Below are 26,570 nucleotides of genomic sequence, written 5' to 3'. Positions count from 1 at the left end.
TGGACAACGTGTCGTGCACGTCTGCTGGAGCGAATTGGCCTGACGTGCCTGACGGTTCATAGGGCTCGGCTACTGGTCGGTGTCGGGGATCCAGGAGCCGTGGATGCCGCCGGTGACGCGGCGGGGCAGGTGGACGGTGGCGATCCGGTCGAGGCCGGTGGCGTCCAGGACCAGGAGCTGCGAGGCGTCCTGCTTGAGATCGGAGACGACGGTGAGGAGGAAGCCGTCGTCCTCGCTGGTGGCGCCTTCGGCGGGGACGAAGACGGCCTCGCTGGGCAGGCGGGCGTCGCCGGCCTGGTGGACGCGGCGGGCGCCGGTCGCGCGGTCGTACTTGACGACGCCGTAGCCGCCGAAGCCGTCCTGGTCAGGGAAGGAGATGGCGTAGGTGTAGCGGTTCTCGGTCCCGAGGTAGTCCTCGTTGAGGGTGGGGAACTCCACGGCGAGGTCGTCGATCGTCTGCTCGTCGACGCTGCCCTGGGCGAGGTCGACGACCCAGCGGCGGGTGTAGGAGCGGGTGTTGGGCTCGGTGCCGCGGCCCGGCGCGCCGACCCACCAGTTCCAGGACAACTGGAAGCCCTGCCGGTCGACGGTGGGGCCCTCCAGGACGATGCGGCCCTGGCCGTCCTCATAGGCGTTGGCGGCGTGCAGCATGTTGCCGGGCTCGATGTCGAACCAGCGGATCTTGGCGGCGCCGTCGGCGGTGCGCGGCATGACGCAGATGCGGGAGGGCTGGGCGTCGCTCCAGCCATAGGGGATGCCGGAGTGCTCGGTCGGGTCGAAGGTGACCGAGCCCTCGACGAAGACCACGTGGTGGCGGGTGATCGCGAAGTCGTGCTTGAGGGAGGCCGAGGCGCCGGAGATCTCGGCGCTGTGCACGATCTGCCCCTTGGCGTCGGCGATGTAGTACAGGAGGTAGGGCGGGAACGGCGAGGAGCCGAAGAAGTGCAGTTCGCCGGTGACGGGGTCGGTCTTGGGGTGGGCGGTCATCGCGCTGCGCAGCTTGCCGTCGAAGTCGTAGGCGCCTACGGTCTCCAATTCGGCGTCCAGCTCGAACGGGAAGTTCGCCTCGCACAAGGCCAGCAGGCGTCCGGCGTGCTCGATGACGTGCGTGCCGGCCGGGCTGGCGGTCAGGTCCGGACCGTGCTCGGTCATGTAGGGGGCGCCGTCCAGGGCGGGGGTGCGGACCCACCGATTGCGGTACCACTCGGCCCGGCCGTCCCGCAGCCGGATCCCGTGGACCATGCCGCTGCCCTTGAACCAGTGCGTCGGGGCGACGCCCGGCTTGGGGTTGTGGCTGTTACGGATCAGCCGGCCGTTCAGCTCGGGCGGCAGGTGGCCTTCGACGGTCAGCCCGGTCGCGGTGATCTCGTCGACGGCGGGGGTGTAATGGCCGGTCAGGTAGGGCTTGGTGGTCATGGGGAATTCCTCTTCCTTGATGTGGTGCGGGTGTTCTGCGGTGACACGGGTCGTCATCAGGCGGGCTGCTCGGCGTGGGTCTTCAGGGCCGCGAGCCAGGATTCGAGTGAGGCGTGCAGGGCCTGGCCGAGTTGCTCGGCGGCGGCCTCGACGGGCGCCCCGGCCCACGACTCCTCGGTGTGGACGGTGACGCGGTCGCCGTCGGCGGTGAACGTCCACACGTGCACGCCGTCGATGCCGCCGGCCGGGCCGCCCCACACGATCCGCTCGCCGGGGACGACCTCGAAGACGGTGGAGGTGATGTCCAGGCCGTGGGTGGTCCACCGGAAGGAGCCGCCGGGCTCCACCGGGCCGATGAGCGTGGCGGTGTCGATGTCGTCGTTCCAGGTCGGCCAGGCGTCGATGCCGGTGTGCAGCGCCCACACACGATCGATCGGGGCGTCGATGGTGGTGGACAGGCGGACGATCACCGGAGCGGTCTCGTCGATGGTGCGCATTTCGGGGTTCCTTTCGGTCGAACGGGTCAGCCAGGCGGCCAGGACGGCCGTGGCGAGCAGGACGGCGGCCGAGGCGGCGAACGCCGCGCGGTAGCCGTCGGTGAGGGCTTGGAGCTGCGGTGAAGAGGAGCCTGCGGTGACCGACCCGGCCAGCGTGGCCAGGACGGCGAGCCCTATCGCGCCGCCGACCTGGCGGGTGGTGTTCACCAGCCCGCCGGCCGTTCCGGAGTCCTCCTTGGCGATTTCGGCCATGGACAGGTCGGTGAGCTGGATGAAGGCGACACTGAGACCGAGCCCGATGAGCAGGCTCGGACCGAGCACGTCGGCGAGGTAGCTGCTTGCGGCGCTGATCTGCGCCAGCCACAGCGTCCCGGCGGCCTGCACGAGCAGGGCGGACACCAGCGTCCGGCGGGATCCGAGCCGGGCGGTGAGCCGGGGGGAGAGGGCGGAACCGACCATGACGGCGCCGGCGAGCGGAAGCTGGCCCAGGCCGGTGACCAGCGGGCTCTCGCCGAGGACCTCCTGCTGGTAGAGCGGCAGGAAGAAGAACAGCGCGAGCCACACCGACCCGAACACGGCCATCAGCAGGTTGCCGGCGGCCACCCGGCCGCCCCGCACCAGCCGCGGCGGCACCAGCGGATCGGGATGACGGCGTTCCACCAGGACGAACACCGCGCCGAGGACGGCGGCCACGGCGAGGGCGCCCAGGACGCGCCCGTCGGTCCAGCCTTGTGCGCGTGCCGTGCTCAGACCCCATACCAGGCCAGTCAGGGACAGAGTGATCGTGAGGGTGCCGAGCGGGTCGAACCGGCCGCCGCGGCGCGGCTGGGCACGCGGGGTGCCGAGCGCGACGGCCAGCAGCACCGCGAAGGTACCGGCGGTGACGGCGAAGAACAGCGCCCGCCAGCCCCACGCCTGGGCCAGGAGACCGCCCAGGAGCACCCCGGCGGCGCCGCCGGCGCCCGAGACCGCGCCCCACACCCCCAGCGCCCTGCCCCGGCCGGGGCCAGGCGGGAACAGGCCCATCACCACGGCCAGCGCAGCCGGGGCGATCGCCGCCGCTCCCATCCCCTGCACGGCACGGGCCGTGATCAGCACACCCGCCGAGGACGCCAGACCCGACGCGGCCGAGGCCGTCCCGAAGACCGCCAGCCCGCCGAGCAGGAGCCTGCGATGGCCCAGCAGGTCCGCGGCCCGCCCGCCGGCCAGCAGCAGGGCGCCGAACGCCAGCCCGTAGGCGTTGACGACCCACGTCGTGGCGTCGTCGGAAAGACCGGCGCCGTCCCGGATCTGGGGGAGCGCCACGTTCACGATCGAGTTGCCGAGCACGACGAGGAACTGCGCCGCGGCCAAGGCGGCGAGCGCTGGGCCAGTGGCTGTCTTACGCATCTCCGACTCCAGTGTGTGTGGTTAATCACTCAGTCTTGCGTGGGAAAGAAGCGGGGCTCGCGCCCCGCCGACGTCGCCCGGGATGGCTCAATAGTGCGTGATGCCCGCCGAGAGGGTCCGCGCCCAGGGCGCCTGCACCTCGTCGGCGCCGGTGGACACCAGCAGGTGGCACAACATGCCCCGGGCGAAGAAGTCCTGGACGTGGGCCTCGCTGCCACCGGAGGCGCCGCGCACGTACTCCACCAGACGGGCGTAGCCCTGCCGGACCGCCTCGCGCACGGCGGGCTCGGACACCGCCGCCGCCTGGGCGTGCAGCTGGATCAGCATCAGATCGTTGTCGCTGATCAGATGCGCGTAGGCGTCGCCCATCGCGCGCAGGACGCTCTCGGCCGAGCCGCCGGCATGGGTGGCCACCGCCTGCTCCAGCGCGCTGCGCACCTTCACGAAGCAGTGCTCGACGACCGCCACGAACAGCGACTCCTTGCTCGGGAACAGCCGGTAGACATAGGCCTGGGAGATGCCTGCCGCCTTGGCGACCTCCGTCGTGGTCGTGCCCCAGTAGCCGCGGGCCGCGAAGGCGCCGATGGCGGTGGCGAGCACCGTCTCCCGGCGCTCCTCGGCGGTGGACAGCTGTCGCGCTCGGCTCGTCGTCATGTGAGTAATAAACCACTCACACTTCCTGGCGTCAAGCCAGCCACTCGACCGCCGCCCCCGATCCGGGGCGGCGACGGCTCGCGCCGGCACCGTCCGGGCGGCCTTCACCGTGCGGCACCGGGTCGTCGCCACGACGTCGATGCGGGTGGGGCCCGGCTGGAGGGCTTCCCCGCAGTCGTGGCGGCTTCCGCGGCGGCTCGTACCGCGCGCTGAACGCGGTCTCCGGGACGGTGAGCCCACAGACGGCGTCGCCGTCGCGTGCCCGTGCCGGACGTCTTCCAGATCGCGCTCGAGATCAAGGTGGCGGCGCCGGATCAGCGACCCAGATCGTGACCGGCGGGGCCAGAGCGGCGGGCTGCTCGGCGGCCGCCTCCAGCGCCGGGCTCTGCTGCAGCAGGCCGGACACCTAGGCGAGGCCGAGGTCCCGCCGCACGCGGGCGTAGTGGCGGCCCGGTAGCAGGCTGCCGACCGCCCACGGCTGGTTCTCCGGCATGCGCCTGCCCAAGCCCTCCAGCAGGCGCTGCGCGCCGGTGAGGTGGCCGCCGTGGTAGAGCGCCGCGCCGAACAGGTGCGCGGCGTCCAGCGCCCTAGGATGCGGCCGGGCGCTCGCGCGCCACTTGTCGGCCGCCGCAACCAGCGGGCCGGCCACCTCAGGGTCGCCGAAGTAGCCTTCGAGGATCTCCCGCGCCGTACGCTCCGACTCGCCGATCCGGCCCCACGCGACTTCGAAGTGGGCCAGCGCCAGCGTTGCCGTCACCGGGTCGCCCGGCGGCGCCGCGTCCGCCGCGTGGCGGGCGAAGGCCAGCACCTCGTCGTCGGAGCCGTACCACTTGCCGCACAGCACCTGGACGCGGGTGTAGTGGCCCGGATACAGGTGCGGAGCGCGGGCGGTCAGCTCCGTCCAGAGGCGGTCGAGCTCCTGCCGGCCGGCCTGCGCGCCGAGCGCGTGCCACTGCAGCCGCTCCCACGGAACGGGATCGTCCGGACGGGCCTCGGCGGCCTGCCGCAGCGGGACGGCGGCGTCCGCCAGCACCTCGTGGAAGCGGGCGAAGCGCTGGTCGCCCACGTACGCGGCGTAGGAGCCGCCGCGGATCGCCCATGCCTGCCTGATCCGGGCGGCGCCGAGCCAGAGCAACGCGTCGGGGTCGTCGCCGGCCAGGCGGAGCAGCGCCTCGGTGTGCGCACGGGCGGCGATCCCCAGTTGCTCGACGCGCAGCGCACGCACCTCGTGGTCGTCGCGCGCCTGGCGGACCAGCTCCAGGCCCGCCTCCAGCCGTCCGGCCCGCACCTGGCGCAGCGCCTGCTCCAGCGCGGGATCGTCCCACGACCGGCCCGGACGCATCCGCGAGGTCTTGTCGAGCAGCTCGGCCGCGGCCGTGATCACCCGTATCAAGGACATCCGTGATCAATACCGCACGTGATCATGGTGTCGCAACAGCGCCAAGCGGCTAGTTCCAGGCACCAGGCACCCCGTAGGGCACCTTGCCTTCGAGCTGCTCCTGATCGAGCACCTCGCTCTGCAGAGGCAGCGCAACGGTGACCTGCCGTCCCCAGGTGGAGTAGCGGGTGTCCGCCGTGAGCCGGAACACGGACCCCTTCCAGTGGTGCATGACCCCCTTGGCCGTGACTCGCTCCACCAGTCCGGCCGTGCTCAGGCGGATGGTGTAGGAGATGGTGCTGACGGGCTCGCTCAAGGAGTAGCCGCGAAAGCGCGAGGCGAAAGAACGCGACACCTTGACCAGCTTGTCAGCCTTGATCATGCCCTTCACCACCCCGCCCCGCCAGGACGTGCGGTGGGCCAGCAGCGTCTTGAGCGTGGCGGGCTCCAGCACCTCCAGCAGCGGGTTGCTGGCCGGCAGATCGGTGTGCGGATAGCGCACCCAGCTCGTGCCCTGCGGCAGTACGTCGGCGAATCGGGGGCCGGAGACGTAGTCGTCGTGGCCTGACGAGATCACCCTCAGGGGCAGCTCTTCAGCGGCGGCGTCCTCGGCCATGCCGAGTTTCTTCAGACCGCTCATCACCGTCTTGCTGAACCGCACGCGCTGGGACGTGTCAGAGGCGATCTCGCCTTGCGGCCCGAACCCGACCGTGCCGTCCAGGGCCAGGGTGTAGGACCCGGCGCGACCGTGGTCCGCCTTCGCGGTGGACACGATGACACCCATGACGGTCCGCTTCATCACGTTCCTCTGGAGATGGTGGGAGGGCGCAACAATCTTGTGCCTACGAGATCAACTGTCAAGCTGAACCGTGACCGTGGGGTCCCGGGCGGGGCCGGAACTCGGTGACGATCCTGAGCCCGACGTCATGAACTGCTGCGACCACTCCGCGGACGACGTTTGTCTGGGCCGGTGAAGCCCGGTTCCGGACAATCCAGCAGCCGCCAAGGCTGAGCCCTGACACGCCTACTGGGGCGTGCCTCCTCATCGAGCCGCGAGAGGCAATCCGTGATCGATAAAATGCCGCTGCGACGTCTGGCCGCCGGTCTGGGCAGCGCCGTCGTAGCGCTGGGTGGTGTCGGTGTGCTGTTCACCGCGACTCCCGCAGTGGCCTCGGCCAGCACAGCCACCGCCCTGATCTTCAAGTGCAAGTACGACGGCAACGTCCGCAGCTCTCCCCGGCTCGGACAGCCCAACTTCCTCTTCACCTGCTATGCGGGGACGCAGATCTACCCGCGCTGCTGGGTTCGTGGAGACTACAGCGGCGGGGACAACCGCTGGTACACCTGGCGTGGCGGCCAGGGCCAGCCGGACCGCTACATCCACTTCAGCCAGGTCTCCAGCGAAGGAGACGGCGGCGGCATGATCCAATGCCCCTGGTGCATCGGAAGTAGGTCCCTTCCGGCTCGGTCACGTAACGGCACCTGGACGGGTGGCGCGTGACCGAGCCGGAAGGCCGCGTCGGATGACGCAACCGGGGTTGCAGTGGACGTCCGTGTCGTACCGGGCGGCAGCACGCGCATCCGCGGTCCGCAGCTTCGCATGCGCGTGGCGACCGGCTCTCATCGAAGCGTGCAGGCCGTGAAGCAGGCCAGGGCGGGGCGAGGGGACGGGCGTCTTCTGGAGTGCCGTCGGCCGGCGGGGGTGGTGGCGAGGGGACGGGGTTGGGGGGCTGGTCAGGGGGTGGACGGCGCCGGCGGGGAAGCGATGATCGGGTGTTCGTCGAAGCCACGTTCGAGGAAGTGTTGGGTAGCCTGGTCAGAGACGGCCCTGCCAGGCCCCGCTTCTTCCGTTCCCTCATGCCCTGAAGGTTCCGACGCCTATCGGCCCGCTACGTTTCCCCGCCGGCCCTGCCCGCAGGCCGGCTCAGTCACTGAGCGTCCACCCAACGCGAGCGAGGAGAGAATTTTGTCCCAAGCAGCAGAGGTTCTCGAACTGGACGACACCATCGCCGACGGTGGCACGGCCGTCGGCGCCGACTCGGTCAAGACCTATCTGAAGGAGATCGGGCGCGTCCCGCTGCTCACCGCGGAGCAGGAGATCGAGCTGGCCAAGCGCATCGAGGCCGGCCTGTTCGCCAGGGAACGGCTCGACAGCGAGCCCGGCCTGCCCTCCGAGCTGCGTGCCGACCTGGAGTGGATCGCCGACGACGGCCTTCGTGCCAAGCGCCGCATGCTGGAGGCCAACCTCCGGCTCGTCGTCTCCATCGCCAAGCGTTACACCGGCCGCGGCATGCTCTTCCTCGACCTGATCCAGGAGGGGAACCTCGGCCTGATCCGGACGATCGAGAAGTTCGACTACCGGCTCGGCTACAAGTTCTCCACCTACGCCACCTGGTGGATCAAGCAGGCCATCACCCGTGCCATGGCCGACCAGGCCCGGACGATCCGCATCCCCGTGCACATGGTCGAGCTGATCAACAAGGTGGCCCGCGTGCAGCGCCGCCTGCAGTCCGACCTGGGCCGCGAGCCCACCCCCGAGGAGATCGCCGCCGAGACCGATCTCGACGTCGAGCGGGTGTCGGAGGTGCAGGGCTACGGCCGGGAGCCGATCTCGCTGAGCACGCCGCTCGGCGAGGAGGGCGACAGCGAGTTCGGCGACCTGATCGAGGACACCGAGGCCGTCTCCCCGGCCGACGCGGTCTCGTTCACGCTGCTGCAGCAGCAGTTGCACAGCCTGCTCGACCAGCTTTCCGAGCGCGAGGCGGGCGTGATCACGATGCGCTACGGCCTGGCCGACGGCAAGCCGCGCACCCTCGACGAGATCGGCCGCGTCTACGGCGTCACCCGTGAGCGCATCCGGCAGATCGAGGCCAAGACCATGTCCAAGCTGCGTCACCCCTCCCGGGCCATGGCGCTGCGCGACTACCTGAGCTGACCGCCCGGTCCCGGGAGCGGCGGCACGCCGCTGCCTGAGCCGATCGTTCCCGCCCGGGAACGGCATCACGCGACACGCCGAGCAGGGCTCGCCGCGTGGACGTGGAGCGTCACCGCCTTGTCGACCGAACCAGCCGCCGCGACGCCGGCGCGACCAGCGACAGGCACGACCTCCGTCCACCCCGGCGACGGCCACCCGAGCACCCGCGTGCCGCGTGCCGCGCGCCACGGCGACGCGCCCGTCACCCACGGGGAAGAGCGGTCCAGGGGTGGGAAAGGGCGGGTAAAAGGGCGCTCTGGAGTGTGTGGAGCCTGGAGCGGGCCGGGTGGGCCGGACCTACTCTGCCCAACGTGAAACGCTCCCGTACGAGCCTCGTCCACCAGGCCGCCTACGCGTTCCGGCACCCCCACAGGATCGCCCCCCACCTGCGCCGGCTGGCCCGCGACACCTGGTTCCGGCTCCGCACCCACGACCACGTCACCTACTACCGCGCCGTCATGAGGTCCGACACGGCCCGCGACCCCGAGGGCGCCGTGGGGTCGCACCGGCACCGGCGCTGGCTCGCCCTGGGACGCATGCAGTTCGACTACCTGGTGGAGCACGGGCTCAAGCCCGACTGCCGGATGCTGGAGATCGGCTGCGGGAACCTGCGCGCCGGCCGCCTGTTCATCGGCTACCTGTTCACCGGCAACTACTACGGCATCGACATCTCGCCCGACATCCTGCTGGCCGCCCAGGACACGGTCGAGAAGCACGCCCTGCAGGACAAGTTGCCGTACCTGGCGCCGGTGCGCGACCTGCGGCTGGCGTTCCTGCCGGACGAGTACTTCGACGTCGTCCACGCCCACAGCGTCTTCTCGCACTCGCCGATCGAGGTCATCGAGGAGTGCTTCGCCAACGTGGGCCGGGTCATGAAGCCGGACGGCTGGTTCGACTTCACCTTCGACCGGACCGAGGGCGAGGAGCACCACGTCCTGCGCGAGGACTTCTACTACCGCACCGAGACGCTGGTCGAACTGGCCCGCAAGCACGGTCTGAAAGCGACGTTCATGGACGACTGGGAGCAGGGCCCACATAAGCAGTCGAAAATCCGCATCACCCGGCGATAACCTCCCGGAGAGTGAGAGACCTCCGCCTGCTGCCCAAGGCCCACCTGCACGTCCACCTGGAGAGCACCGTACGGCCCGCGACCGTGCGCGAGCTGGGCGGCCCGCCCGAGCCCGAGGGCCCGTTCGCCGATTTCCGCGAGTTCGCCGACCAGCGGGCCAAGGTGCGCGGCCTGCTGCGCACCCCTGAGCACTTCCGGCGCGTCGCCCTGGAGTTCTGCGAGGACGAGGCCGCCCAGGGCACCCGCTACGTCGAGGTCACCTTCACCGCCGCCGCCCACGGCGAACGGCTGGGCGCCCCGGAGATGCCGCTGGAGGCGGTGCTCGACGGCCTGGCCGAGGGCAGGCGGTACGGCGTCGAGGCCCGGGTGCTGCTCGACCACTCCAGGCGGCGGCCCCTGGAGCGGCTGTGGCGGACGTACGAGCTGGCCACCCGCTACGACGAGGTGATCGGCCTCGGGCTCGCGGGCGACGAGGCCCATCCGCTGGCCCCCTTCGCCGAGGTGTTCGCCGCGGCCGGGGACGCGGGCCTGCACCTGGTGCACCACGCGGGCGAGGCCGCCGGGCCGGCGAGCATCCGCGAGGCGCTGGACCTCGGCCGCACCGAGCGGCTCGGCCACGGCATCCGGGTGCTGGACGACCCGGCGCTGGTGGCAGAGGTGCGCGAGCGCGGCGTCCCGCTGGAGGTCTGCCCCACGTCGAACGTCCTGCTCGGGCTGGTGCCGTCACTGGCCGAGCACCCGCTGCCGCGCCTGCGCGAGGCGGGGCTCGCGGTCACGGTCAACACCGACGGCGAGACGGCGCTGGCCGACGAGTACCTGCGGCTGCGCGAGGTCTTCGGGTACGGCGACGACGTCCTGGCCGAGCTGGCCCGCGCCTCGATCAGGGCCTCCTTCGCCCCGGACGCCCTCAAGACGGACCTGCTGGCCGCCGTCGACGCCTGGCTCCGCTGACCCGACCGGCCCCCGCCGGGCACGGCGATCTCCGTCACATCGTGGAATAGTTGGCGAATCGGCGACCGTTGCGAACGGAGGTGGCGCGAACGCCACGACAGTGGCAGCCCGCGGCCTCGACGGGCCGGGGCCGACCGCCCGACCGAAGGAGCAGCGTTTGCGCACCGACTCGGCAGACTTAAGACTCAGGACCGCGTCGGCGGTATACCCGGCGGGCATGCTGGCCGCGCCGCCCCGCACGCTGATCGACATCCTCGACGAGACCACCCGCCGCCACCCCGACGCGCCCGCGCTGGACGACGGCGCCGTGTGCCTGGACTACCGGTCGCTGCGCGCCGAGGTCGACCGGGTCGCCGCCGAGCTGGCCGCGGCCGGCGTCGGGCGCGGTTCCCGGGTGGGCGTGCGCATCGCCTCCGGCACCGCCGAGCTGTACGTCTCCATCCTCGCCGTGCTCGCGGCCGGCGCCGCGTACGTCCCCGTGGACGCCGACGACCCGGACGAACGCGCCGAACTCGTCTTCGCCGAGGCCGCCGTGGACGCCGTGCTCGACGGCGGCCCGGTCACGCCCGCCCGCCAGGCGGCCACGCCCGAGCGGCCCACCCCGGACGACGACGCCTGGATCATCTTCACCTCCGGCTCCACCGGCAGGCCCAAGGGCGTGGCGGTGACGCACCGCTCGGCCGCCGCGTTCGCCGACGCCGAGGCCGGGCTCTTCCTGCAGGACCGGCCGCTCGGCCCCGGTGACCGGGTGCTGGCCGGGCTGTCGGTGGCCTTCGACGCCTCCTGCGAGGAGATGTGGCTGGCCTGGCGGCACGGCGCCTGCCTGGTGCCCGCGCCCAGAGCGCTCGTGCGCACCGGCATGGACCTGGCCCCCTGGCTGGCCGGGCAGGGCGTCACCGCCGTCTCGACGGTGCCGACGCTGGCCGCGCTCTGGCCCCCCGCGCACCTCGACGGCATCCGGCTGCTCGTCTTCGGCGGCGAGGCCTGCCCGCCCGAGCTCGCCGAACGGCTGGCCGTGCCCGGCCGCGAGGTGTGGAACACCTACGGGCCCACCGAGGCGACCGTGGTGGCCTCGGCCGCCCGCCTGACGGGGGAGGGGCCCGTACGCATCGGCCTGCCCCTGGACGGCTGGGACCTGGCGGTCGTGGACGGCGCGGGCGAGCCGGTCGCCATGGGCGAGACCGGCGAGCTGATCATCGGCGGCGTGGGCCTGGCCCGCTACCTCGACCCGGCCAAGGACGCCGAGAAGTACGCGCCGCTGCCGTCCCTGGGCTGGGAGCGCGCCTACCGCAGCGGCGACCTCGTCCGCGCCGAGCCCGAGGGTCTCGTCTTCGCCGGCCGCGCCGACGACCAGGTGAAACTGGGCGGACGCCGGATCGAGCTCGGCGAGGTGGACGCCGCGCTGAACGCGCTGCCCGGCGTCACCGGCGCGGCCGCGGCCGTCCGCACCGCGGGCGGCGGCCACCAGGTGCTCGTCGGCTACGTCGTCACCGGGCCCGGCTTCGACGCCGGACGGGCCCGCGAGCTGCTGGCCGGCTCGCTGCCCGCCGCGCTCGTGCCCCGCCTGGCCCCTGTGGACGCCCTGCCCACCAGGACCTCCGGCAAGATCGACCGGGACGCGCTCCCGTGGCCGCTGGACGGCCCGGCCGCCGCGGACCCCGGCCTGACCCCGGCCCAGGCGCTGCTGGCCGCGCAGTGGACCGAGATCCTCGGCGTGCGCCCGGAAGGGCCCGGGGCGGACTTCTTCGCCGACGGCGGCACCAGCCTGGCCGCCGCCCGCCTGGTCTCCGTGCTCCGGGCCACCCACCCCGACGTGGCCGTCGGCGACGTCTACGCCCACCCGACCCTCGCCGGACTGGCCGAGCTGCTGGCCGCCAGGGGCGGGACGCAGGCCCCCGCGCACGCCGCGGCCGCCCCCATGCCGAAACGCGCCGCGCTGGCGCAGACCGCGCTGATGATCCCGCTGCTCACCGTGGGCGCGCTGCGCTGGGTCGTGCCGCTGGCCGCGCTCGGCAACGTGCTCGCCCCGCCGTGGGCGCCGCGGCTGTCGTGGTGGTGGGTGACGCTCGGCGCGCTGGCGTTCGTCACCCCCATGGGACGCATGGGCCTGTCGGCGGCGGTCGCCCGGCTGCTGCTGCGCGGCGTGCGCCCCGGCCCCCACCCGCGCGGCGGCGGCGTGCACCTGCGGTTGTGGTTCGCCGAGCGGTTCGCCGACCGGCTCGGCGTGCCCGACCTGGCCGGCGCGCCGTGGATGGCCTGGTACGCCCGGCTGCTCGGCGCCACCGTCGGCCCGGACGCCGACCTGCACTCGCCTCCGCCGATCACCGGCCTGCTCAAGCTGGGCAGGGGCGCCTCCGTCGAGCAGGAGGTCGACCTGTCCGGCCACTGGTACGACGGCGACCTGCTGCGCGTCGGCGAGATCCGCATCGGCGCGGGCGCCACCGTCGGCTCCCGCTCGACCCTGCTGCCCGGCGCGCGCGTCGGCAAGAACGCGCAGGTCGCCCCCGGTTCCGCGGTGGCCGGGACGGTCCCGTCGGGCGAGCGCTGGGCCGGCGTCCCGGCCTTCCGCCAGGGCAAGCCGCGCCGTTCCCGGCCGGCGGAGCGCGCCGCCCGCTCCCGCCCGTGGGTCGCGCTGTACGGGGTGAGCGCGGTCGTGCTCAGCCTGCTCCCGGTGGCCGCGGCCGGTGTCGCGCTCGCCGTCCTGGCCGCCTTCGCCGGGGACGAGCCGACGCTCGGCGGCGCGCTGGCCGCCGCCCTGCCCGCCGTGCCGTTGGCCACGGTCGCCGGCATGGCCGCCTTCGCGCTGGTCACGCTGGCCGGCGTGCGGCTGCTCGGCCTGGGGCTGCACCCCGGTCACCATCCGGTGCACAGCCGTCCGGCCTGGCAGGCGTGGGTGACCGGCCGGCTGATGGCCTCGGCCCGGGTGTGGCTGTTTCCGCTGTACGCCAGCGTCCTGACGCCCGTCTGGCTGCGGGCGCTCGGCATGAAGGTGGGCCGCGGCGCCGAGCTGTCCACGGTGCTCGCGCTGCCCACGATGACCTCCGTCGGCGACGGCGCCTTCCTGGCCGACGACACCATGGTGGCCCCGTACGAGCTGGACGGCGGCTGGATGCGCCTGGCCTCGGCGCGGATCGGCAAGCGCGCCTTCCTCGGCAACTCCGGGATGACCGCCCCCGGCCGCAAGGTGCCCAAGGACGGCCTGGTCGGCGTGCTGTCGGCGACGCCCAAGAAGGCCAAGTCGGGCTCCTCGTACGTGGGCATGCCGCCCATGGAGCTGCGCCGTACGGCCGAGGAGGCCGACCGCAGCAGGACCTACGACCCGCCCGCGCGGTACCGGGCGGCGCGGGCGCTGGTCGAGGTGTGCCGGGTGGTGCCCGCGATGGGCGTGGTCGCGCTGGCCGTGCTGGCGGTGGCGGCGTTCGAGTGGCTGGCCGCCGGTCACGGCTTCGCCGTGGCCGCCGCGCTCGGCGGGCTGGTGGTGCTGGCCGCCGGGGTGCTCGCCGCGGCGGTCGCCACGGCCGCCAAATGGGCGCTGGTCGGCCGGATCAAGGCCGGGAACAGGCCGCTGTGGAGCTCGTTCGTGTGGCGCAACGAGCTGGCGGACAACTTCGTCGAGGTGCTGGCCGCGCCCTGGTTCGCCCAGCCGTGGCTGGGGACCGCCCCGCTGAACGTGTGGCTGCGCTCCCTCGGGGCACGCATCGGACGTGGGGTCACCTGCGAGACGTACTGGCTGCCGGAGGCGGATCTGGTGGCGCTCGGCGACGGCGCGTGCGTCAACCGGGGATGCGTGCTGCAGACGCACCTGTTCCACGACCGGGTCATGAGCATCGACACGGTGACGCTGGAGGCCGGCGCGACGCTCGGCCCGCACGGCGTCGTCCTGCCCGCCGCGCGGGTGGGCACGGGCACGACGGTCGGGCCGGCGTCCCTGGTCATGCGCGGCGAGGCGCTGCCCGGCGGCAGCCGGTGGTTCGGCAACCCCGTCTCGGCGTGGCGATGACGGCGTACTTCCCCGGGCACGGCGACCACCGGTACGCGGTCGAGCACTACGACCTGGCGCTGCACTACCGGCTCGCGGCCAACCGGCTCGACGGCACCGCCCGCCTGACGGTCCGCGCCGCCGAGCCGCTCGCCGATCTCGGCCTCGACCTCGGCCACTTCCGCGTCCAGGGCGTCACGGTGGCCGGCCGGGCCGTCCGCCACACGCACGGCCAGGGCAAGCTGCGCCTCACCCTGCCCGGCCCGCTGGCCGCCGGGGAGCGGGCCGTCGTCGAGGTGCGGTACGCGGGCACGCCCGTCCCGGTGCGCAGCCCGTGGGGCGGCCTCGGCTGGGAGGAGCTGACCGACGGCGCGCTGGTGGCCGGTCAGCCGATCGGCGCGCCCTCCTGGTTCCCGTGCAACGACCGGCCGGACGACAAGGCCCCCTACCGGATCTCGGTGACGACGGCGCCGGCGTACCAGGTGATCGCCAACGGCGTGCTCACCGCCAGGCGGCGGGCGTCGGGGACCACGACGTGGGTCTACGAGCAGGCCGAGCCGATGGCGACGTACCTGGCCAGCGTGCAGATCGGGCGCTACCAGCTGTCGGAGGCGGGCGGCGCGCGCCTGGCCCACCCCGCGCGGCTGGCCGCCCGCGCCCGGCACGACTTCGGCCGCCAGGGCGAGATGATGGCGCTGTTCGGCGAGCTGTTCGGGCCCTACCCGTTCAGCGGCTACACCGTCGTCGTGGCCGACGACGACCTGGACATCCCGGTCGAGGCGCAGGGCATGTCGATCTTCGGCAGGAACCACGTGGACGGCGCGCGCGGCTGCGAGCGGCTGGTCGCGCACGAGCTGGCCCACCAGTGGTTCGGCAACAGCCTCACCGTGGCGGGGTGGGCCGACATCTGGCTGCAGGAGGGGTTCGCCACGTACGCGGAGTGGTTGTGGTCGGAACGCTCGGGCGGCCCGCCCGCGGACGAGCACGCGCTGCGCTGGCACCGCAGGCTCGCCGCCCTGCCGCAGGACTTCGTGCTGGCCGACCCCGGCCCGGCCGCGCTGTTCGACGACCGCGTCTACAAGCGCGGCGCGCTGACCCTGCACGCCCTCCGCCGGGCGGCCGGCGACCAGGCGTTCTTCACGCTCCTGCGCTCCTGGGCCGACAGCCGCCGGTACGGCAGCGTCACCACGCGGGAGTTCGCCGCGCACGCCGAGCGGCACGTCCCGGCCGGCGCGCTGCTGACCGCGTGGCTGCACGACCGGCCCCTGCCGCCGATGGCGGGCGGCGCCCTGACCCGCGACCGCGGCGCCTGACCGGCCCCGAGCCGCGCGTACCGCGCCGACCTGGTCGGACGGTCGCCGGGGTGGCGGCTCGGGGACGGGCCCGTCCGCTCATAGCCTGGTCGCATGGTGACCCGGCTCGCGACCTGCAACCTGTGCGAGGCCATGTGCGGCCTGCGCGTCGACCTGGACGGCGACCGGATCACCGGCATCCGCGGCGACGAGGACGACCCGCTGTCGGCCGGGCACCTGTGCCCCAAGGCGGTGGCCCTGCAGGACGTGCGCGAGGACCCCGACCGGCTGCGCCGTCCCGTGGTCCGCACCCCGGACGGCTGGCGCGAGGTCTCCTGGGCGGACGCGTTCGACCTGGTCGCCGCCCGGCTGGCCGGGACGCGCATCGTGCACGGCCCCGACGCCGTGGCCGTCTACCTCGGCAACCCGGTGGTCCACAGCCTGGGCGCGCTGACGCACGCGCCGCCGTTCGCCCGCCTGCTGGGCACCCGCAACCGCTACTCCGCCGCCTCCCTCGACCAGCTCCCGCACCAGTACGTCGCCCGCCACCTGTACGGCAGCCAGTGGCTGCTCCCCGTGCCCGACATCGACCGCACGGCCTACTTCCTGGCCTTCGGCGCCAACCCGGCCGTCTCCAACGGCAGCGTGATGAGCGCGCCCGGCGTCGTCCGGCGCATCCGCGACCTGCGCGCCCGCGGCGGCCGGATGGTGCTGTTCGACCCGCGCCGCACGGAGACCGCCCGCCTCGCCGACGAGCACCACTTCGTCCGTCCCGGCACCGACGCCGCGCTCATCCTGGCCATGGTCGGCCTGATCGTCGCCGGCGGCGCCGCCCGTCCCGCGCCCTACGTGGACGGGCTCGACCGGCTGGCCCCGGCGCTGGAGGCGTTCACGCCGGAGCGGGCCGCGGCCGTCACCGGCGTGCCGGCCGAGGTGATCACCCGGATCGCGGCCGAGTTCGCCGCCGCCCCCACCGCCGCCGCCTACGGCCGGATCGGCGTGTCCACCCAGCGGTTCGGCACCCTGTGCCAGTGGGGGATCCAGCTGCTGAACCTGGTCACCGGCAACCTCGACCGGCCCGGCGGCACGCTGATGAGCAGGCCGGCCGTCGACCCGGTGCGCAACCGCCTGATCGACCCCGGCCACGAGGGCAGGTGGCGCAGCCGGGTGCGCGGCCTGCCGGAGTTCGGCGGCGAGCTGCCCGCCGCGGCGCTCGCCGAGGAGATCCGCACGCCCGGCGCAGGGCAGGTGCGGGCGCTGGTGACCATCGCCGGCAACCCGGTGCGCTCGGCCCCCGGCGGGCACGAGCTGTCGCGGGCCCTTTCCGGACTCGACTTCATGGTCAGCCTCGACTTCTACGTCAACGAGACCACCCGGCACGCCGACGTCATCCTGCCGCCCACCGACCTGCTCGAACGCGACCACTACGACCTCGTCTTCAACCTGGTCGCGGTCCGCGACCACGCCCGCTACACCCCGGCCGTGCTGCCCAGGACGCCCGGCGCCCGGCACGACTGGGAGATCCTGCGCGAGCTGGCCCGGCAATACGGCCGCCTGGTCCGGGCCGGGTCGCTGTCCGACCGGCTCATGCTGCGGCTCTCGCCGGAGCGGATCGTGGACCTCGGGCTGCGGGCGGGGCCGTACCGGCTGAGCGTGGCGCGGTTGCGCCGCCACCCGCACGGGCTGGACCTGGGCCCGCTCAAGCCGAGCCTGCCGGGCCGGCTGCGCACGCCGGGCCGCCGAGTCCAGGCCGCGCCGCCCGTCCTGCTCGACGGGCTCGCCCGCGCCCGCGCCGAGCTGCTGGCCCCCGCCCCCGCCGGGCTGCTGCTGATCGGCCGCCGGCACCTGCGCGACGACAACTCCTGGCTGCACAACTCCGCCCGGCTGGCCAAGGGCCGGCCCCGGCACCACCTGCTCATGCACCCCGGCGACCTGCGCGCCCGCGGGCTCACCGACGGCGCGCCGGTCCGGGTGCGCTCCCGCAGCGGCGAGGTGACGGTGGAGGTCAGCGCGAGCGAGGACGTCATGCCCGGCGTGGTCAGCCTGCCCCACGGCTACGGCCACGACCGGCCGGGCGTGCTGCTGTCGGTCGCGGCCACGCTCGGGGGTGCCAGCGCCAACGACCTCACCGACCCCTGCCTCCTGGACGAGCTCACCGGCACGGCGGCGCTGAACGGCGTGCCGGTCACCGTCGAGCCGCTCAGCTGACGGGCACGATCTCCGCGCGGGTCAGGACGCCGTCCTCGACGGTCAGCAGCCCGATCGTGCCGTGCGGCTGGCGACGGCGGTCGGTGGGGGAGCCCGGGTTGAAGATGCGCAGCCCCTCGCCCGACTCGTCGAGCGGGATGTGCGAATGGCCGAAGACCACCAGGGCGGCCTCGGGGAAGCGGCGGCGCAGCCGGGCCAGGCGGCCCTTGGCGGGCCCGCTGTCGTGGATCATCCCGATCCGCAGCCCCTCCAGGGTCAGCTCCAGCGTCTCCGGCGCCACCACGTCGGGGCCGTCGTTGTTGCCCTTCACCACGTGCACCGGGGCGTAGGCGGCCAGCTCGTCGAGCACCGAGCGCACGCAGACGTCCCCGGCGTGCAGGATGACGTCGGCCCCGCGCAGGTGCTCGGCCACCCGGGGCGGGCAGGCGCGCCACCGCCGGGGCGCGTGGGTGTCGGACAGCGCCACCACGTTCATCCGGAAGTCATGCCCGCAGATCCTCCAGCCAGGCCCGCCAGGCCGGAGCCTGCCCCGCGGGGTCGCCGAACAGCAGGTGCATGGCGAGCAGGCTGCCGCCCATGCCCTGGACGAACCGGTAGAGGGCGTCGGGGGTGCGGACGCCGACGCTCTGGGCGTTGCGGACGTAGACCACGCCCTGGACCGGGGGCAGGCCGGGCGGCGCGAGCCGGACGGTGTCGCCGGGCTCGGGGCGGCCGCCGAGGGCGGCGTACAGGGCCTGCCAGGCGCGCGGCCAGTCGCTCACCGGCGGGCCGGACTCGGTGATCGGGGTCGCGGCCCGGCCGGCGAAGTGGCCGAGGTACTCCGTCAGCGTCGCGAAGAACAGGGCCAGGCCCGTGGACATCGCCTCGTACTCCTGCTCCCAGTCGTCGCCGGGCAGGAAGCCGCTGGTGACCATGCGGAGCAGGGTGCTGCCCTGGCCGCGGCCCTCCAGCAGGAACTCGTAGGCCACGAAACGGCCGTCGGGGCCCGGGATGCCGGAGTGGGCGAAGCGCTTGAGCGGGTCTTCGGCGGTCACCCTGGACTCGGGCAGCTCGGCCCCGGCGAAGGCGGTGCGGATCGCGCCGCCCTCGACCTCGTTGCGGCCCATGAACCACGAGTCGATGCCCGGCCCGGTGGTGATGGCCGCCCACACCTGCTCGGGCGTCGCCTCGACCATGGACTCGAGGGGGATCTCGAACTCGCGCCCCACCTCAGGAACCCTTCTTCACGGACGGGTGCACGGCGACGATCAGACGATGGTCCCGTCCGCCTTCCGCGGACTCGTCATGATATTTGCTGACCAGCGAGGTGACGCACTGCGCCAGCTCCTCGGCGAACGCGGCCCGGTCGGCGGCCGAGGCGAAGCGCACCTCGCCGTCGATGGCGAACGTGGCCACCTTCTTCTGCGCCTTGGCCGCGCCGGTGATCAGCGTGCCGACGTCGCGGACGAGCTGCGCCGCCAGGGCCAGCAGCCAGCGCGCCGACAGCCGGTCGGGGGACCGGGCGGGATCGGGCTGCACGGCGGCCAGGGCCGTGGGGGAGATCACGAAGGAGGCGGCCGTGGCCTGCATGACGCGCTCGGTGACGTTGCCCTTCCTGCGCTCCTCGACCAGCTCGACCAGCCCGTGGCGTTCGAGGGTGCGCAGGTGGTAGTTGACCTTCTGCCGGGCCAGGCCCACCTTGGCGGCCAGGGACGTGGCAGAGCCCGGCTCGACCAGCTCCGCCAGCAACTTCGACCGCATCGGGTCGAGCGACGCCTCGGCGGCCGCCGCGTCTTCGATCGCTGCCACTTCGTGCATGCCTGAAACGATCGCACCGAAAAAAATCGTTGTCAAGCCAGCCGGGCGGCCTTGCCCTCCAGATAGCGCTGCTCAGGCAGACTGAGCGTGCGCCGGGCCGCCTCGCGGAAGGCCAGCGCCGCCCCCTCCGCGTCGCCCTCCATCTCCAGCAGGTGGGCGCGGACCGCGGCCAGCCGGTGGTGGCCTGCGAGCCGGTCGTCGGCGGCCAGGCCGTCGAGCAGGTCGAGCCCGGCCCGCGGGCCGTGCACCATGGCGGCGGCCACGGCCTGGTTGAGCCGCACCACCGGGTTGTCCTCCAGCCCGGCCAGCACGCCGTAGAGCGCCAGGATCTGCGGCCAGTCGGTCTCGGCGGCGGTGGGCGCCTCGTCGTGCACGGCCGCGATCGCCGCCTGCAACTGGTACGGGCCCAGCGCGCTGGTGGCCAGCGCCTTGCTGACCAGCTCGACGCCCTCCTCGATCAGCCGCCGGTCCCACGACGAGCGGTCCTGCTCGGCCAGCGGCACCAGCGAGCCGTCCGGCCCGGTGCGCGCCGCCCGCCGCGCCTCGGTCAGCAGCATGAGCGCCAGCAGCCCGGCGACCTCGCCGTCGCCGGGCAGCAGCCGGTGGACGAGCCGGGCCAGCCGGATCGCCTCGGCGGTCAGCTCGGGCCGCTGCAGGTCGGGCCCGGAGGTGGCGGTGTAACCCTCGTTGAAGATCAGGTAGAGCACGTGCAGCACCACGCGCAGCCGCTCGGCCCGCTCCGGCTCCGGCGGCGGCCCGAACGGCACCCCCGTGGACCTGATGCGCTGCTTGGCCCGGCTGATGCGCTGGGCCATCGTCGCCTCCGGCACCAGGAACGCCGCCGCGATCTGCGCCGTGGTCAGGCCGCCCACGGCCCGCAGCGTGAGCGCGAGCTGCGAGGGCTCCGAGAGCGACGGGTGGCAGCACAGGAACAGCAACGTCAGCGTGTCGTCGCCGGACGGCGTGCGCTCCTCGCCCGGCGCCGGCTCGACGAACTCGTCGGCCGGGACGGCGACCGCCGCGCTCTCCTCCCGCCGCCGGCGCGCGCTCTCGCTGCGGAAGTGGTCGATGACCCGGCGGGAGGCGACCGTGATCAGCCAGGCCCGCGGGTTGTCCGGCACGCCCTGGTCGGGCCACTGCACGGCGGCGTCGAGCAGGGCCTCCTGGACGGCGTCCTCGCAGGCGTCGAACTGCTCGTAACGGCGGACGAGCACGCCGAGCACCTGCGGCGCCAGCTCGCGCAGCAGCCCTTCGATCACTCCGCCACCTCGTCGATGACGGGCCGCACCTCCATGGCGCACAGACGCGCGTCCGGCCAGCGCGCGGCGATCTCGGTGGCCCGCTCGACGCTCGCGCAGTCGACGATCAGATAGCCCGCCAGGTACTCCTTGGCCTCCAGGAAGGGGCCGTCGGTGACGGCGGGCACGCCGTCGCGCACCATCACGGTCTTGGAGGAGGCGGGGTCGCCCAGCGCCTGGCCCCCGGCCAGCTCGCCGTTGGCCTCCAGCTCGGCCATGAGCGCGTCGACCTCGGCCATGACCTGGTCGAACCCGTCGGCGACGGCCTGCTGGGCGGCGGGGTTGCTGTAGATGAGCAGCATGTATTTCACCTGCCTCATCCTAGGGTTCCGGGAAATCCGGCCGGGCCCGGCCGGGTTCAACCGAGTCGCAGCCCTGGGGGACGAGGGTGCCGGGCGGCCGGTCGGCGGCGGTCCGCACGCTCATGTGCAGGCGTAACCGGGAGCCCCGCGGGCTCTGGTCGAGCTCGACGCGGTCGCACAGGTGCTGGATCAGCCACAGGCCGAAGCCGAACCCCGCCGAGTGGGCGCGGCCGTGCGCGGCCGCGGCCAGGTGGGCGGCGCTGAGCCGGCCGGCCTCGTCCGCGATCTCCACCGTGACGCCGCCGGAGTCGGTGCGGGCCAGCAAGGTGCCGGTGCCGCCGCCGTGGTCGAGGACGTTGGTGACCGCCTCGTTGACCGCCAGCACGAAGTTGTCCAGGCGCTCACCGGACAGCCCGCCGCGGCCGGCGTGGTCGCGCACGAGGCGGCGGATGGCGTCGAGATCGGTGCTGATGGGACAGCGTAGCTCCGGTTCCATGCCCATGGTCTGATCAGTCCTGCCTGGGTGTGGCGTGGCGGGGGACCCGGCTTTGGTTGCTTACCAGACGCAAGCCCGGCAAACTCCCGGGCCGCCCGGCCGCGGCGCGGACGGCTACTGGAGGCGGGCGCCGATGATGCACGTGTCGTCGTCGGTGTCGGAGTTGCTGTGCGTCAGCAGGTGGTCGAGGCGCTGCTCCAGGGTGGCCGCGGGGTGCCGGGCGATGTCCAGGAGCCGCTGCTGGGACTCGTGCAGGTTGACGTCCCGGCGTTCGATCAGGCCGTCGGTGTACATGAGCAGGATGTCGTCGGAGGCGAGCTGGACGTGCGTCTCCTCGTACTCGGCCTCGGCGACCGCCCCGAGCAGCAGGCCCTTGGTCAGGTCGAGCTCCCTGGCCTGGCCGTCGCGGACCAGGATGGGCGGCAGGTGCCCGGCCCTGGCGTAGCGCAGCACGCGGGTGCGGGGGTCGAACAGCCCGCAGATCGCGGTGGCCGTGACGTTCGCGGTCAGGTGGTGGGCGACCAGGTTGAGCCAGGTCAGCAGCTGGCCCGGCCCGGCGCCGGTGGCGGCCAGGCCGCGCAGCGCGTTGCGCAGCACGACCATGCCGGTGGCCGCCTCGATGCCGTGTCCGGCGACGTCGCCGACCGACAGCAGGATCTGCTTGGTGGGCAGCACGACCGCGTCGTACCAGTCGCCGCCGACCAGGTGCTCCTTCTCGGCCGGTCGGTAGCGCACGGCGATCTGCAGGTCGAACGCCTCCAGCGGCTCCCGGCTCGGCGGCATGATCGCCTGCTGGAGCTGCAGGGCCAGCCGGTTGCGCTCGGCGGCCTGCTGCTCGGTGTGGGCGAGCTGGTCGCGGGTGGCGGCCAGCGCCACCTCTGTCCAGTGCTGGGAGGAGATGTCCTGGTAGGCGCCGCGGATGGACAGCAGCAGGCCGCTGTCGTCGAAGACCGGCTCGGCGACCACTCTGATGTGCCGCACCGTGCCGTCGGACCGCTGCAGCCGGTAGGCGGTGGAGGCCGGACGGCGGTGGTGCAGCACGGCCCGGACGAACCGGCCGATGGCCACGGCGTCGTCGGGGTGGGCGTGCGTGGCCAGGCGTTCCAGCGGGATGGGCGGCTCGTCGAGGGACATGCCGTACAGGTCGTGGAGCTGGGCGCTCCAGACGATCTCGCCGGTGAGCAGGTTCTCCTCGAAGCCGCCGATGCGGCCCAGGCGCTGGGCGTGCTGGAGCAGGTTGGCGAGCTGGGCGTCCTGGTCCTGCAGCCGCCAGATGAGCAGCACGCCGTCGCCGAGCCGGATGATCGCGATGCCCGCGACGGTGTGCAGCGGGATCTGGTCCACCAGGGCCGTGATCGTCATCTTCTCGGCCCTGAAGGTCTCGCCCGTGGCGTGCACGTGCTCGATCCTGGCCAGCAGCGCGCCCTCCTCGGCGGCCAGCGGGTACGCCTCCAGGAACAGGCTCCCGACGACCTCGCCGCGCGGCCGCCCGGCGGGGTCGAGGAAGCGCGGGTTGGCGTGCACGATGCGGAAGTCGGTCAGCCGGCCCTCGGTGCCCAGCTGCGGGCGCAGCACCAGCGCCGCGTCCGGCAGCGCGTCGGCCAGGTCGATCAGCTCGGGCAGCACCTGCGGCTCGTGCACGGCCTGGTCGGTGGTCTCGAAGGTGTGGGCGCACAGGTCGGCCAGCACCTCGATCTGCTTGACGATTCGCCCGTCGGGCTGCGGCATCGCGTGCGGCCAGCCGATCTCCAGCACGCCCAGGATCCGGCCGCCCGTCCCGGCCGGGGCGGTCGCCCGCGCGCCGGGGGTCTGGCGCTGCCCGATCGAGGGCAGGCCGACGGCGGCCAGGTCGTCCAGCCACACCGTGCCGCGTTCCAGCAGCGCGCGGCGGGCCGGCGTGGCCACGCCCGGCGGCACGTAACGCCAGCGCCTGGCCTCCTCGTCGGCCAGCCCCGCGTACCCGGCCAGGGTGAGCGACGCGTCCGGCCCGGCCTCCCAGATGGCCACCGTCGTCGCGCCGAGCGCGGACAGGGCCTGCTCCAGCAGCGACTGCGCCACGGCCTGCGCGTCGGTGGCGGTCAGCGCCCCGTTCTCGGCGGTGCGCAGCCGCACCGCCACCTCCGCCGACTCCTGGGTGCGGGCCGAGCTGAGGAAGTCGCGGGCGGCCTCGCTGATGCGGTCGTGGGCGGCCTGGTTGATGATGTCGGCGGCCAGTTCGAGCTGCGTCACCCCCGCCTGGTCGGCCAGGGTGGCGAGCTGCCTGGCGGCGGTGGCCAGGCTGCACTGCAGGCGCTCGACCAGCACGCCCTTGGCGACCTCGACCAGGGCGCGGCCCTCGGCGGCCCGCTGGGCCTCCAGGATCTGGTTGTGCAGGCGGTCGACCGTCGCGGCCAGGCGGCCGAGATTGGGCGGCTCGGTACGCTCCGGCGGCACGGCGGCCGCCGGATCGTGCTGGTGGTGCACTGCGTTGCTCCTTGAGGGGGACGGGTCAGGCGCCGAGCCAGTGACGGATGCGTTCGACCAGATGGTCGGCCTCGACGGGCTTGGTCACGTAGTCGCTCGCGCCGGCTGCCAGCGCCTTCTCCTGGTCGCCCGGCATCGCCTTGGCCGTGACCGCGATGATGGGCAGGTCGGCGTACTGTGCCATCGCGCGGATGCGGGCGGTGGCGGTGTAGCCGTCCATCTCGGGCATCATCACGTCCATCAGCACCAGGTCGATCTGCGGGTGGGCGACGAGCGTGTCGATGCCCTTGCGGCCGTCCTCGGCGTGCAGCACGTCGATGCCGTGCACCTCCAGCATGCTGGTCAGCGCGAACAGGTTGCGGGCGTCGTCGTCGACGATCAGCACCGTCCGGCCCGTCAGCGAGGTGTCGATCTCGGCCCCGGCGAGCTGGTTGACGTTCCCGGCCCGGATCAGCGGCAGCACGTCGCCGGGCTGGTCGGCGGTCAGGTGCAGGGCGATGCGCTCGCGCAGCTCGTCGAGGCTGGACAGCAGCTCCAGCGGCTGGCCGCCCTCGCGCGTCTGCAACGGCACCGCCTGCTGGGAGCTGGCCCGCCAGTTGTTGTAGGCCAGGACCGGCACCGAGTTCAGGGCCTGGTCGCCGTCCATGGCCTCCAGCAGGCGGTAGGCGCTCTGGTCGGGCAGGTCGAGGTCGAGCACGATGCAGTGGCAGGGGTCGGCGGCGAGCGTGGCCGCGGCCTCCTGCGCTCCGGCGGCCGTGACGATCTCGATCGTCTCGTCCTTGCTCAGCGCCAGCTCGGTCACCACGCTCTCGGCCACGTGCGAGAGCAGGCCCTGCGGCCGTTCCTCGATCACCAGCAGGCGGCGCGGCTGCGGCTGGTGGGACCTGGCCGGCGCGGCCGCCTCCTGCTCGGGCGTGGTGACGCGGGCCGCCTCGACGATCACCGAGGGGCCGGCCAGGGCCTTCTTCGGGGAGAGCCCGATGAAGTCCGGCCGGGCGATCGGCAGGTAGAGGGTGAACACGCTGCCCTGGCCCGGCGTGCTCTGCGCGCCGATCGCGCCGCCGAGCAGGTGGGCGATCTCGCGGCTGATGGACAGGCCGAGGCCGGTGCCGCCGTACTTGCGGCTGGTGGTGCCGTCGGCCTGCTGGAACGCGCCGAAGATGGCTTCGAGCTGCTGGGCGGCGATGCCGATGCCGGTGTCGACCACCCGCACGGCGATGGCCGCGCCGTGCTGACGCACCGAGGCGGGCAGCTCGTCCTGGGCGGCCGGCTCGATGCGCAGCTCGACGCTGCCGGTCTCGGTGAACTTGACCGCGTTCGACAGCAGGTTGCGCAGCACCTGGCGCAGCCGCGAGTCGTCGGTCACGACCTCCACCGGGATGCCGGGGGCGTTGGTGATCGTGAAGTCGAGGCTCTTCTGCGACGTCATCGGCCGGAACGTGGCCTCGACGTAGTCCAGCAGCTGCCGCAACGGCACGCGTTCGGGGTTGATGTCCATCTTGCCCGCCTCGACCTTGGACAGGTCGAGGATGTCGTTGATCAGCTGGAGCAGGTCGGAGCCGGCCGAGTGGATGATCTCGGCGTACTCGACCTGCTTGGGCGTCAGGTTGCGCGTGTGGTTCTGGGCCAGCAGCTGGGCCAGGATGAGCAGCGAGTTGAGCGGGGTGCGCAGCTCGTGGCTCATGTTCGCCAGGAACTCGCTCTTGTACGTCGAGGCCAGCGTCAGCTGGTGGGCGCGGTCCTCCAGCTCCTGCCTGGCCTGCTCGATCTCCAGGTTCTTGGTCTCGATGTCCTGGTTCTGGCGGGCCAGCAGCGTGGCCTTCTCCTCCAGCTCGGCGTTGGAGCGCTGGAGCTCCTCCTGCTGCTGCTGCAGCTCCTCCGACCGGGCCTGCAGCTCCGCCGCGAGCCGCTGCGACTCGGCCAGCAGCTCGTCGGTGCGGGCGTTGGCGACGATCGTGTTGAGGTTGACGCCGATCGTCTCCATGAGCTGGTCGAGGAAGGCCCGGTGGACCGGCGTGAACGCCTGCACCGAGGCCAGCTCGATCACGCCGAGCACCTGCTCCTCGACCACGATCGGCAGCACCACCACCGAGGCGGGCTCGATCGTGCCGAGGCCGGTCGAGATCCGGACGGAGCCGGAGGGCACGTCGTCGACGGCGATGACCCGGCGGCTGCGGGCGGCCTGGCCGACCAGCGCCTCGCCGAGCCGGAACCGGGTCGGCCTGCCCGGGTCGGCCGGGTAGCCGTAGGCGCTGATGAGCTGGAGCTCGTTCTCCTCGGCCAGGAAGAACGCGCCGTACTGGGCGCTGACCAGCGGGGCCAGCTCGTTCATCACCAGCTCGGCGACGGCCGCCAGGTCACGGTGGCCCTGCATCAGCCCCGACATGCGGGCCAGGTTGGACTTGAG

At 73.4% G+C, this 26,570-nt stretch carries 19 protein-coding genes and 1 pseudogene; 7 read left to right on the top strand and 13 right to left on the bottom strand.

The window, feature by feature from the left end:
• Window positions 1-69: 69 nt before the first annotated feature.
• The 5 genes from ACIBQ6_RS37555 to ACIBQ6_RS37535 all read right to left on the bottom strand — a co-directional run bounded on the left by ACIBQ6_RS37555 (window position 70) and on the right by ACIBQ6_RS37535 (window position 6,133).
• The gene (locus tag ACIBQ6_RS37555; RefSeq protein ID WP_397217922.1) at window positions 70-1,416 is read right to left on the bottom strand and encodes a carotenoid oxygenase family protein; all 1,347 of its coding nucleotides are present in this window, start codon (window positions 1,414-1,416) and stop codon (window positions 70-72) included.
• Between the two features lie 56 nt (window positions 1,417-1,472).
• Window positions 1,473-3,302, bottom strand: coding sequence for an MFS transporter (locus ACIBQ6_RS37550; RefSeq protein WP_397217920.1), 1,830 nt, complete (start codon window positions 3,300-3,302; stop codon window positions 1,473-1,475).
• An 87-nt stretch (window positions 3,303-3,389) separates the two neighbouring features.
• On the bottom strand, window positions 3,390-3,956 hold the full coding sequence (locus tag ACIBQ6_RS37545; protein ID WP_397217917.1) for a TetR/AcrR family transcriptional regulator: 567 nt from the start codon (window positions 3,954-3,956) through the stop codon (window positions 3,390-3,392).
• Window positions 3,957-4,362: 406 nt separating this feature from the next.
• A complete protein-coding gene (locus ACIBQ6_RS37540; protein WP_397217915.1) occupies window positions 4,363-5,355 on the bottom strand; it encodes a hypothetical protein in 993 nt (330 codons plus the stop codon).
• A gap of 49 nt (window positions 5,356-5,404) precedes the next feature.
• Window positions 5,405-6,133: a hypothetical protein gene (locus ACIBQ6_RS37535; RefSeq protein WP_397217913.1), complete on the bottom strand. Its 729-nt coding sequence runs from the start codon at window positions 6,131-6,133 to the stop codon at window positions 5,405-5,407.
• 267 nt (window positions 6,134-6,400) lie between these two features.
• Here ACIBQ6_RS37535 and ACIBQ6_RS37530 point away from each other — a divergent pair, with 267 nt between their 5' ends.
• From ACIBQ6_RS37530 to ACIBQ6_RS37500, 7 genes and pseudogenes are all read left to right on the top strand, one after another.
• A complete protein-coding gene (locus ACIBQ6_RS37530) occupies window positions 6,401-6,835 on the top strand; it encodes a hypothetical protein (RefSeq protein ID WP_397217911.1) in 435 nt (144 codons plus the stop codon).
• Window positions 6,836-7,366: 531 nt separating this feature from the next.
• Window positions 7,367-8,269, top strand: a pseudogene (locus ACIBQ6_RS37525) (RNA polymerase sigma factor); the annotation flags it as partial.
• Window positions 8,270-8,619: 350 nt separating this feature from the next.
• Window positions 8,620-9,378 (top strand): class I SAM-dependent methyltransferase, encoded by a 759-nt coding sequence (locus ACIBQ6_RS37520; protein ID WP_358299223.1) that lies wholly within the window; start codon window positions 8,620-8,622, stop codon window positions 9,376-9,378.
• 11 nt (window positions 9,379-9,389) lie between these two features.
• Complete coding sequence (gene add, locus ACIBQ6_RS37515) at window positions 9,390-10,328, top strand: adenosine deaminase (protein WP_397217909.1); 939 nt, start codon at window positions 9,390-9,392, stop codon at window positions 10,326-10,328.
• 217 nt (window positions 10,329-10,545) lie between these two features.
• The gene (locus ACIBQ6_RS37510) at window positions 10,546-14,328 is read left to right on the top strand and encodes a Pls/PosA family non-ribosomal peptide synthetase (RefSeq protein WP_397217906.1); all 3,783 of its coding nucleotides are present in this window, start codon (window positions 10,546-10,548) and stop codon (window positions 14,326-14,328) included.
• The gene (locus tag ACIBQ6_RS37505) at window positions 14,325-15,620 is read left to right on the top strand and encodes a M1 family metallopeptidase (protein ID WP_358299255.1); all 1,296 of its coding nucleotides are present in this window, start codon (window positions 14,325-14,327) and stop codon (window positions 15,618-15,620) included. The genes ACIBQ6_RS37510 and ACIBQ6_RS37505 overlap by 4 nt, the downstream gene beginning before the upstream one ends.
• Window positions 15,621-15,713: 93 nt before the next feature.
• Entirely contained in the window at window positions 15,714-17,807 is a 2,094-nt protein-coding gene (locus ACIBQ6_RS37500; protein WP_397217904.1) for a molybdopterin-dependent oxidoreductase, read from the top strand.
• Here ACIBQ6_RS37500 and ACIBQ6_RS37495 read toward each other — a convergent pair.
• From ACIBQ6_RS37495 to ACIBQ6_RS37460, 8 genes are all read right to left on the bottom strand, one after another.
• A complete protein-coding gene (locus ACIBQ6_RS37495; protein WP_352329954.1) occupies window positions 17,800-18,282 on the bottom strand; it encodes a metallophosphoesterase family protein in 483 nt (160 codons plus the stop codon). The two genes, ACIBQ6_RS37500 and ACIBQ6_RS37495, sit on opposite strands and share 8 nt — an antisense overlap.
• Window positions 18,283-18,289: 7 nt before the next feature.
• Complete coding sequence (locus ACIBQ6_RS37490) at window positions 18,290-19,015, bottom strand: SRPBCC domain-containing protein (protein ID WP_397217902.1); 726 nt, start codon at window positions 19,013-19,015, stop codon at window positions 18,290-18,292.
• Between the two features lies 1 nt (window position 19,016).
• Entirely contained in the window at window positions 19,017-19,604 is a 588-nt protein-coding gene (locus tag ACIBQ6_RS37485; protein WP_358299237.1) for a helix-turn-helix domain-containing protein, read from the bottom strand.
• 32 nt (window positions 19,605-19,636) lie between these two features.
• The gene (locus ACIBQ6_RS37480; protein ID WP_397217900.1) at window positions 19,637-20,863 is read right to left on the bottom strand and encodes an RNA polymerase sigma factor; all 1,227 of its coding nucleotides are present in this window, start codon (window positions 20,861-20,863) and stop codon (window positions 19,637-19,639) included.
• Window positions 20,860-21,204 (bottom strand): YciI family protein, encoded by a 345-nt coding sequence (locus ACIBQ6_RS37475; RefSeq protein ID WP_352331477.1) that lies wholly within the window; start codon window positions 21,202-21,204, stop codon window positions 20,860-20,862. The genes ACIBQ6_RS37480 and ACIBQ6_RS37475 overlap by 4 nt, the downstream gene beginning before the upstream one ends.
• A 19-nt stretch (window positions 21,205-21,223) precedes the next feature.
• The gene (locus ACIBQ6_RS37470) at window positions 21,224-21,700 is read right to left on the bottom strand and encodes an ATP-binding protein (RefSeq protein WP_358299243.1); all 477 of its coding nucleotides are present in this window, start codon (window positions 21,698-21,700) and stop codon (window positions 21,224-21,226) included.
• A gap of 114 nt (window positions 21,701-21,814) precedes the next feature.
• The gene (locus tag ACIBQ6_RS37465) at window positions 21,815-24,163 is read right to left on the bottom strand and encodes a SpoIIE family protein phosphatase (RefSeq protein ID WP_397217898.1); all 2,349 of its coding nucleotides are present in this window, start codon (window positions 24,161-24,163) and stop codon (window positions 21,815-21,817) included.
• Between the two features lie 25 nt (window positions 24,164-24,188).
• Window positions 24,189-26,570, bottom strand: a 2,382-nt coding sequence (locus ACIBQ6_RS37460; protein WP_397217896.1) for a response regulator, incomplete at its 5' end; no start/stop codon positions are given.

Source organism: Nonomuraea sp. NPDC049655 (genome assembly GCF_044465465.1).
Classification (GTDB): domain Bacteria; phylum Actinomycetota; class Actinomycetes; order Streptosporangiales; family Streptosporangiaceae; genus Nonomuraea.
The sequence above is the reverse complement of the archived record's forward strand: the minus strand, read 5'-3'. Positions and strand labels throughout refer to the sequence as shown.

Excerpts from the sequence above, each read along its gene's own strand:
- ACIBQ6_RS37555 (WP_397217922.1), bottom strand. The coding sequence starts at position 1,416 with ATGACCACCAAGCCCTACCTGACCGGCCATTACACCCCCGCCGTCGAC.
- ACIBQ6_RS37550 (WP_397217920.1), bottom strand. The coding sequence starts at position 3,302 with ATGCGTAAGACAGCCACTGGCCCAGCGCTCGCCGCCTTGGCCGCGGCG.
- ACIBQ6_RS37545 (WP_397217917.1), bottom strand. The coding sequence starts at position 3,956 with ATGACGACGAGCCGAGCGCGACAGCTGTCCACCGCCGAGGAGCGCCGG.
- ACIBQ6_RS37540 (WP_397217915.1), bottom strand. The coding sequence starts at position 5,355 with ATGTCCTTGATACGGGTGATCACGGCCGCGGCCGAGCTGCTCGACAAG.
- ACIBQ6_RS37535 (WP_397217913.1), bottom strand. The coding sequence starts at position 6,133 with ATGAAGCGGACCGTCATGGGTGTCATCGTGTCCACCGCGAAGGCGGAC.
- ACIBQ6_RS37510 (WP_397217906.1), top strand. The coding sequence starts at position 10,546 with ATGCTGGCCGCGCCGCCCCGCACGCTGATCGACATCCTCGACGAGACC.
- ACIBQ6_RS37505 (WP_358299255.1), top strand. The coding sequence starts at position 14,325 with ATGACGGCGTACTTCCCCGGGCACGGCGACCACCGGTACGCGGTCGAG.
- ACIBQ6_RS37500 (WP_397217904.1), top strand. The coding sequence starts at position 15,714 with ATGGTGACCCGGCTCGCGACCTGCAACCTGTGCGAGGCCATGTGCGGC.
- ACIBQ6_RS37495 (WP_352329954.1), bottom strand. The coding sequence starts at position 18,282 with ATGAACGTGGTGGCGCTGTCCGACACCCACGCGCCCCGGCGGTGGCGC.
- ACIBQ6_RS37485 (WP_358299237.1), bottom strand. The coding sequence starts at position 19,604 with ATGCACGAAGTGGCAGCGATCGAAGACGCGGCGGCCGCCGAGGCGTCG.
- ACIBQ6_RS37475 (WP_352331477.1), bottom strand. The coding sequence starts at position 21,204 with ATGCTGCTCATCTACAGCAACCCCGCCGCCCAGCAGGCCGTCGCCGAC.
- ACIBQ6_RS37470 (WP_358299243.1), bottom strand. The coding sequence starts at position 21,700 with ATGGAACCGGAGCTACGCTGTCCCATCAGCACCGATCTCGACGCCATC.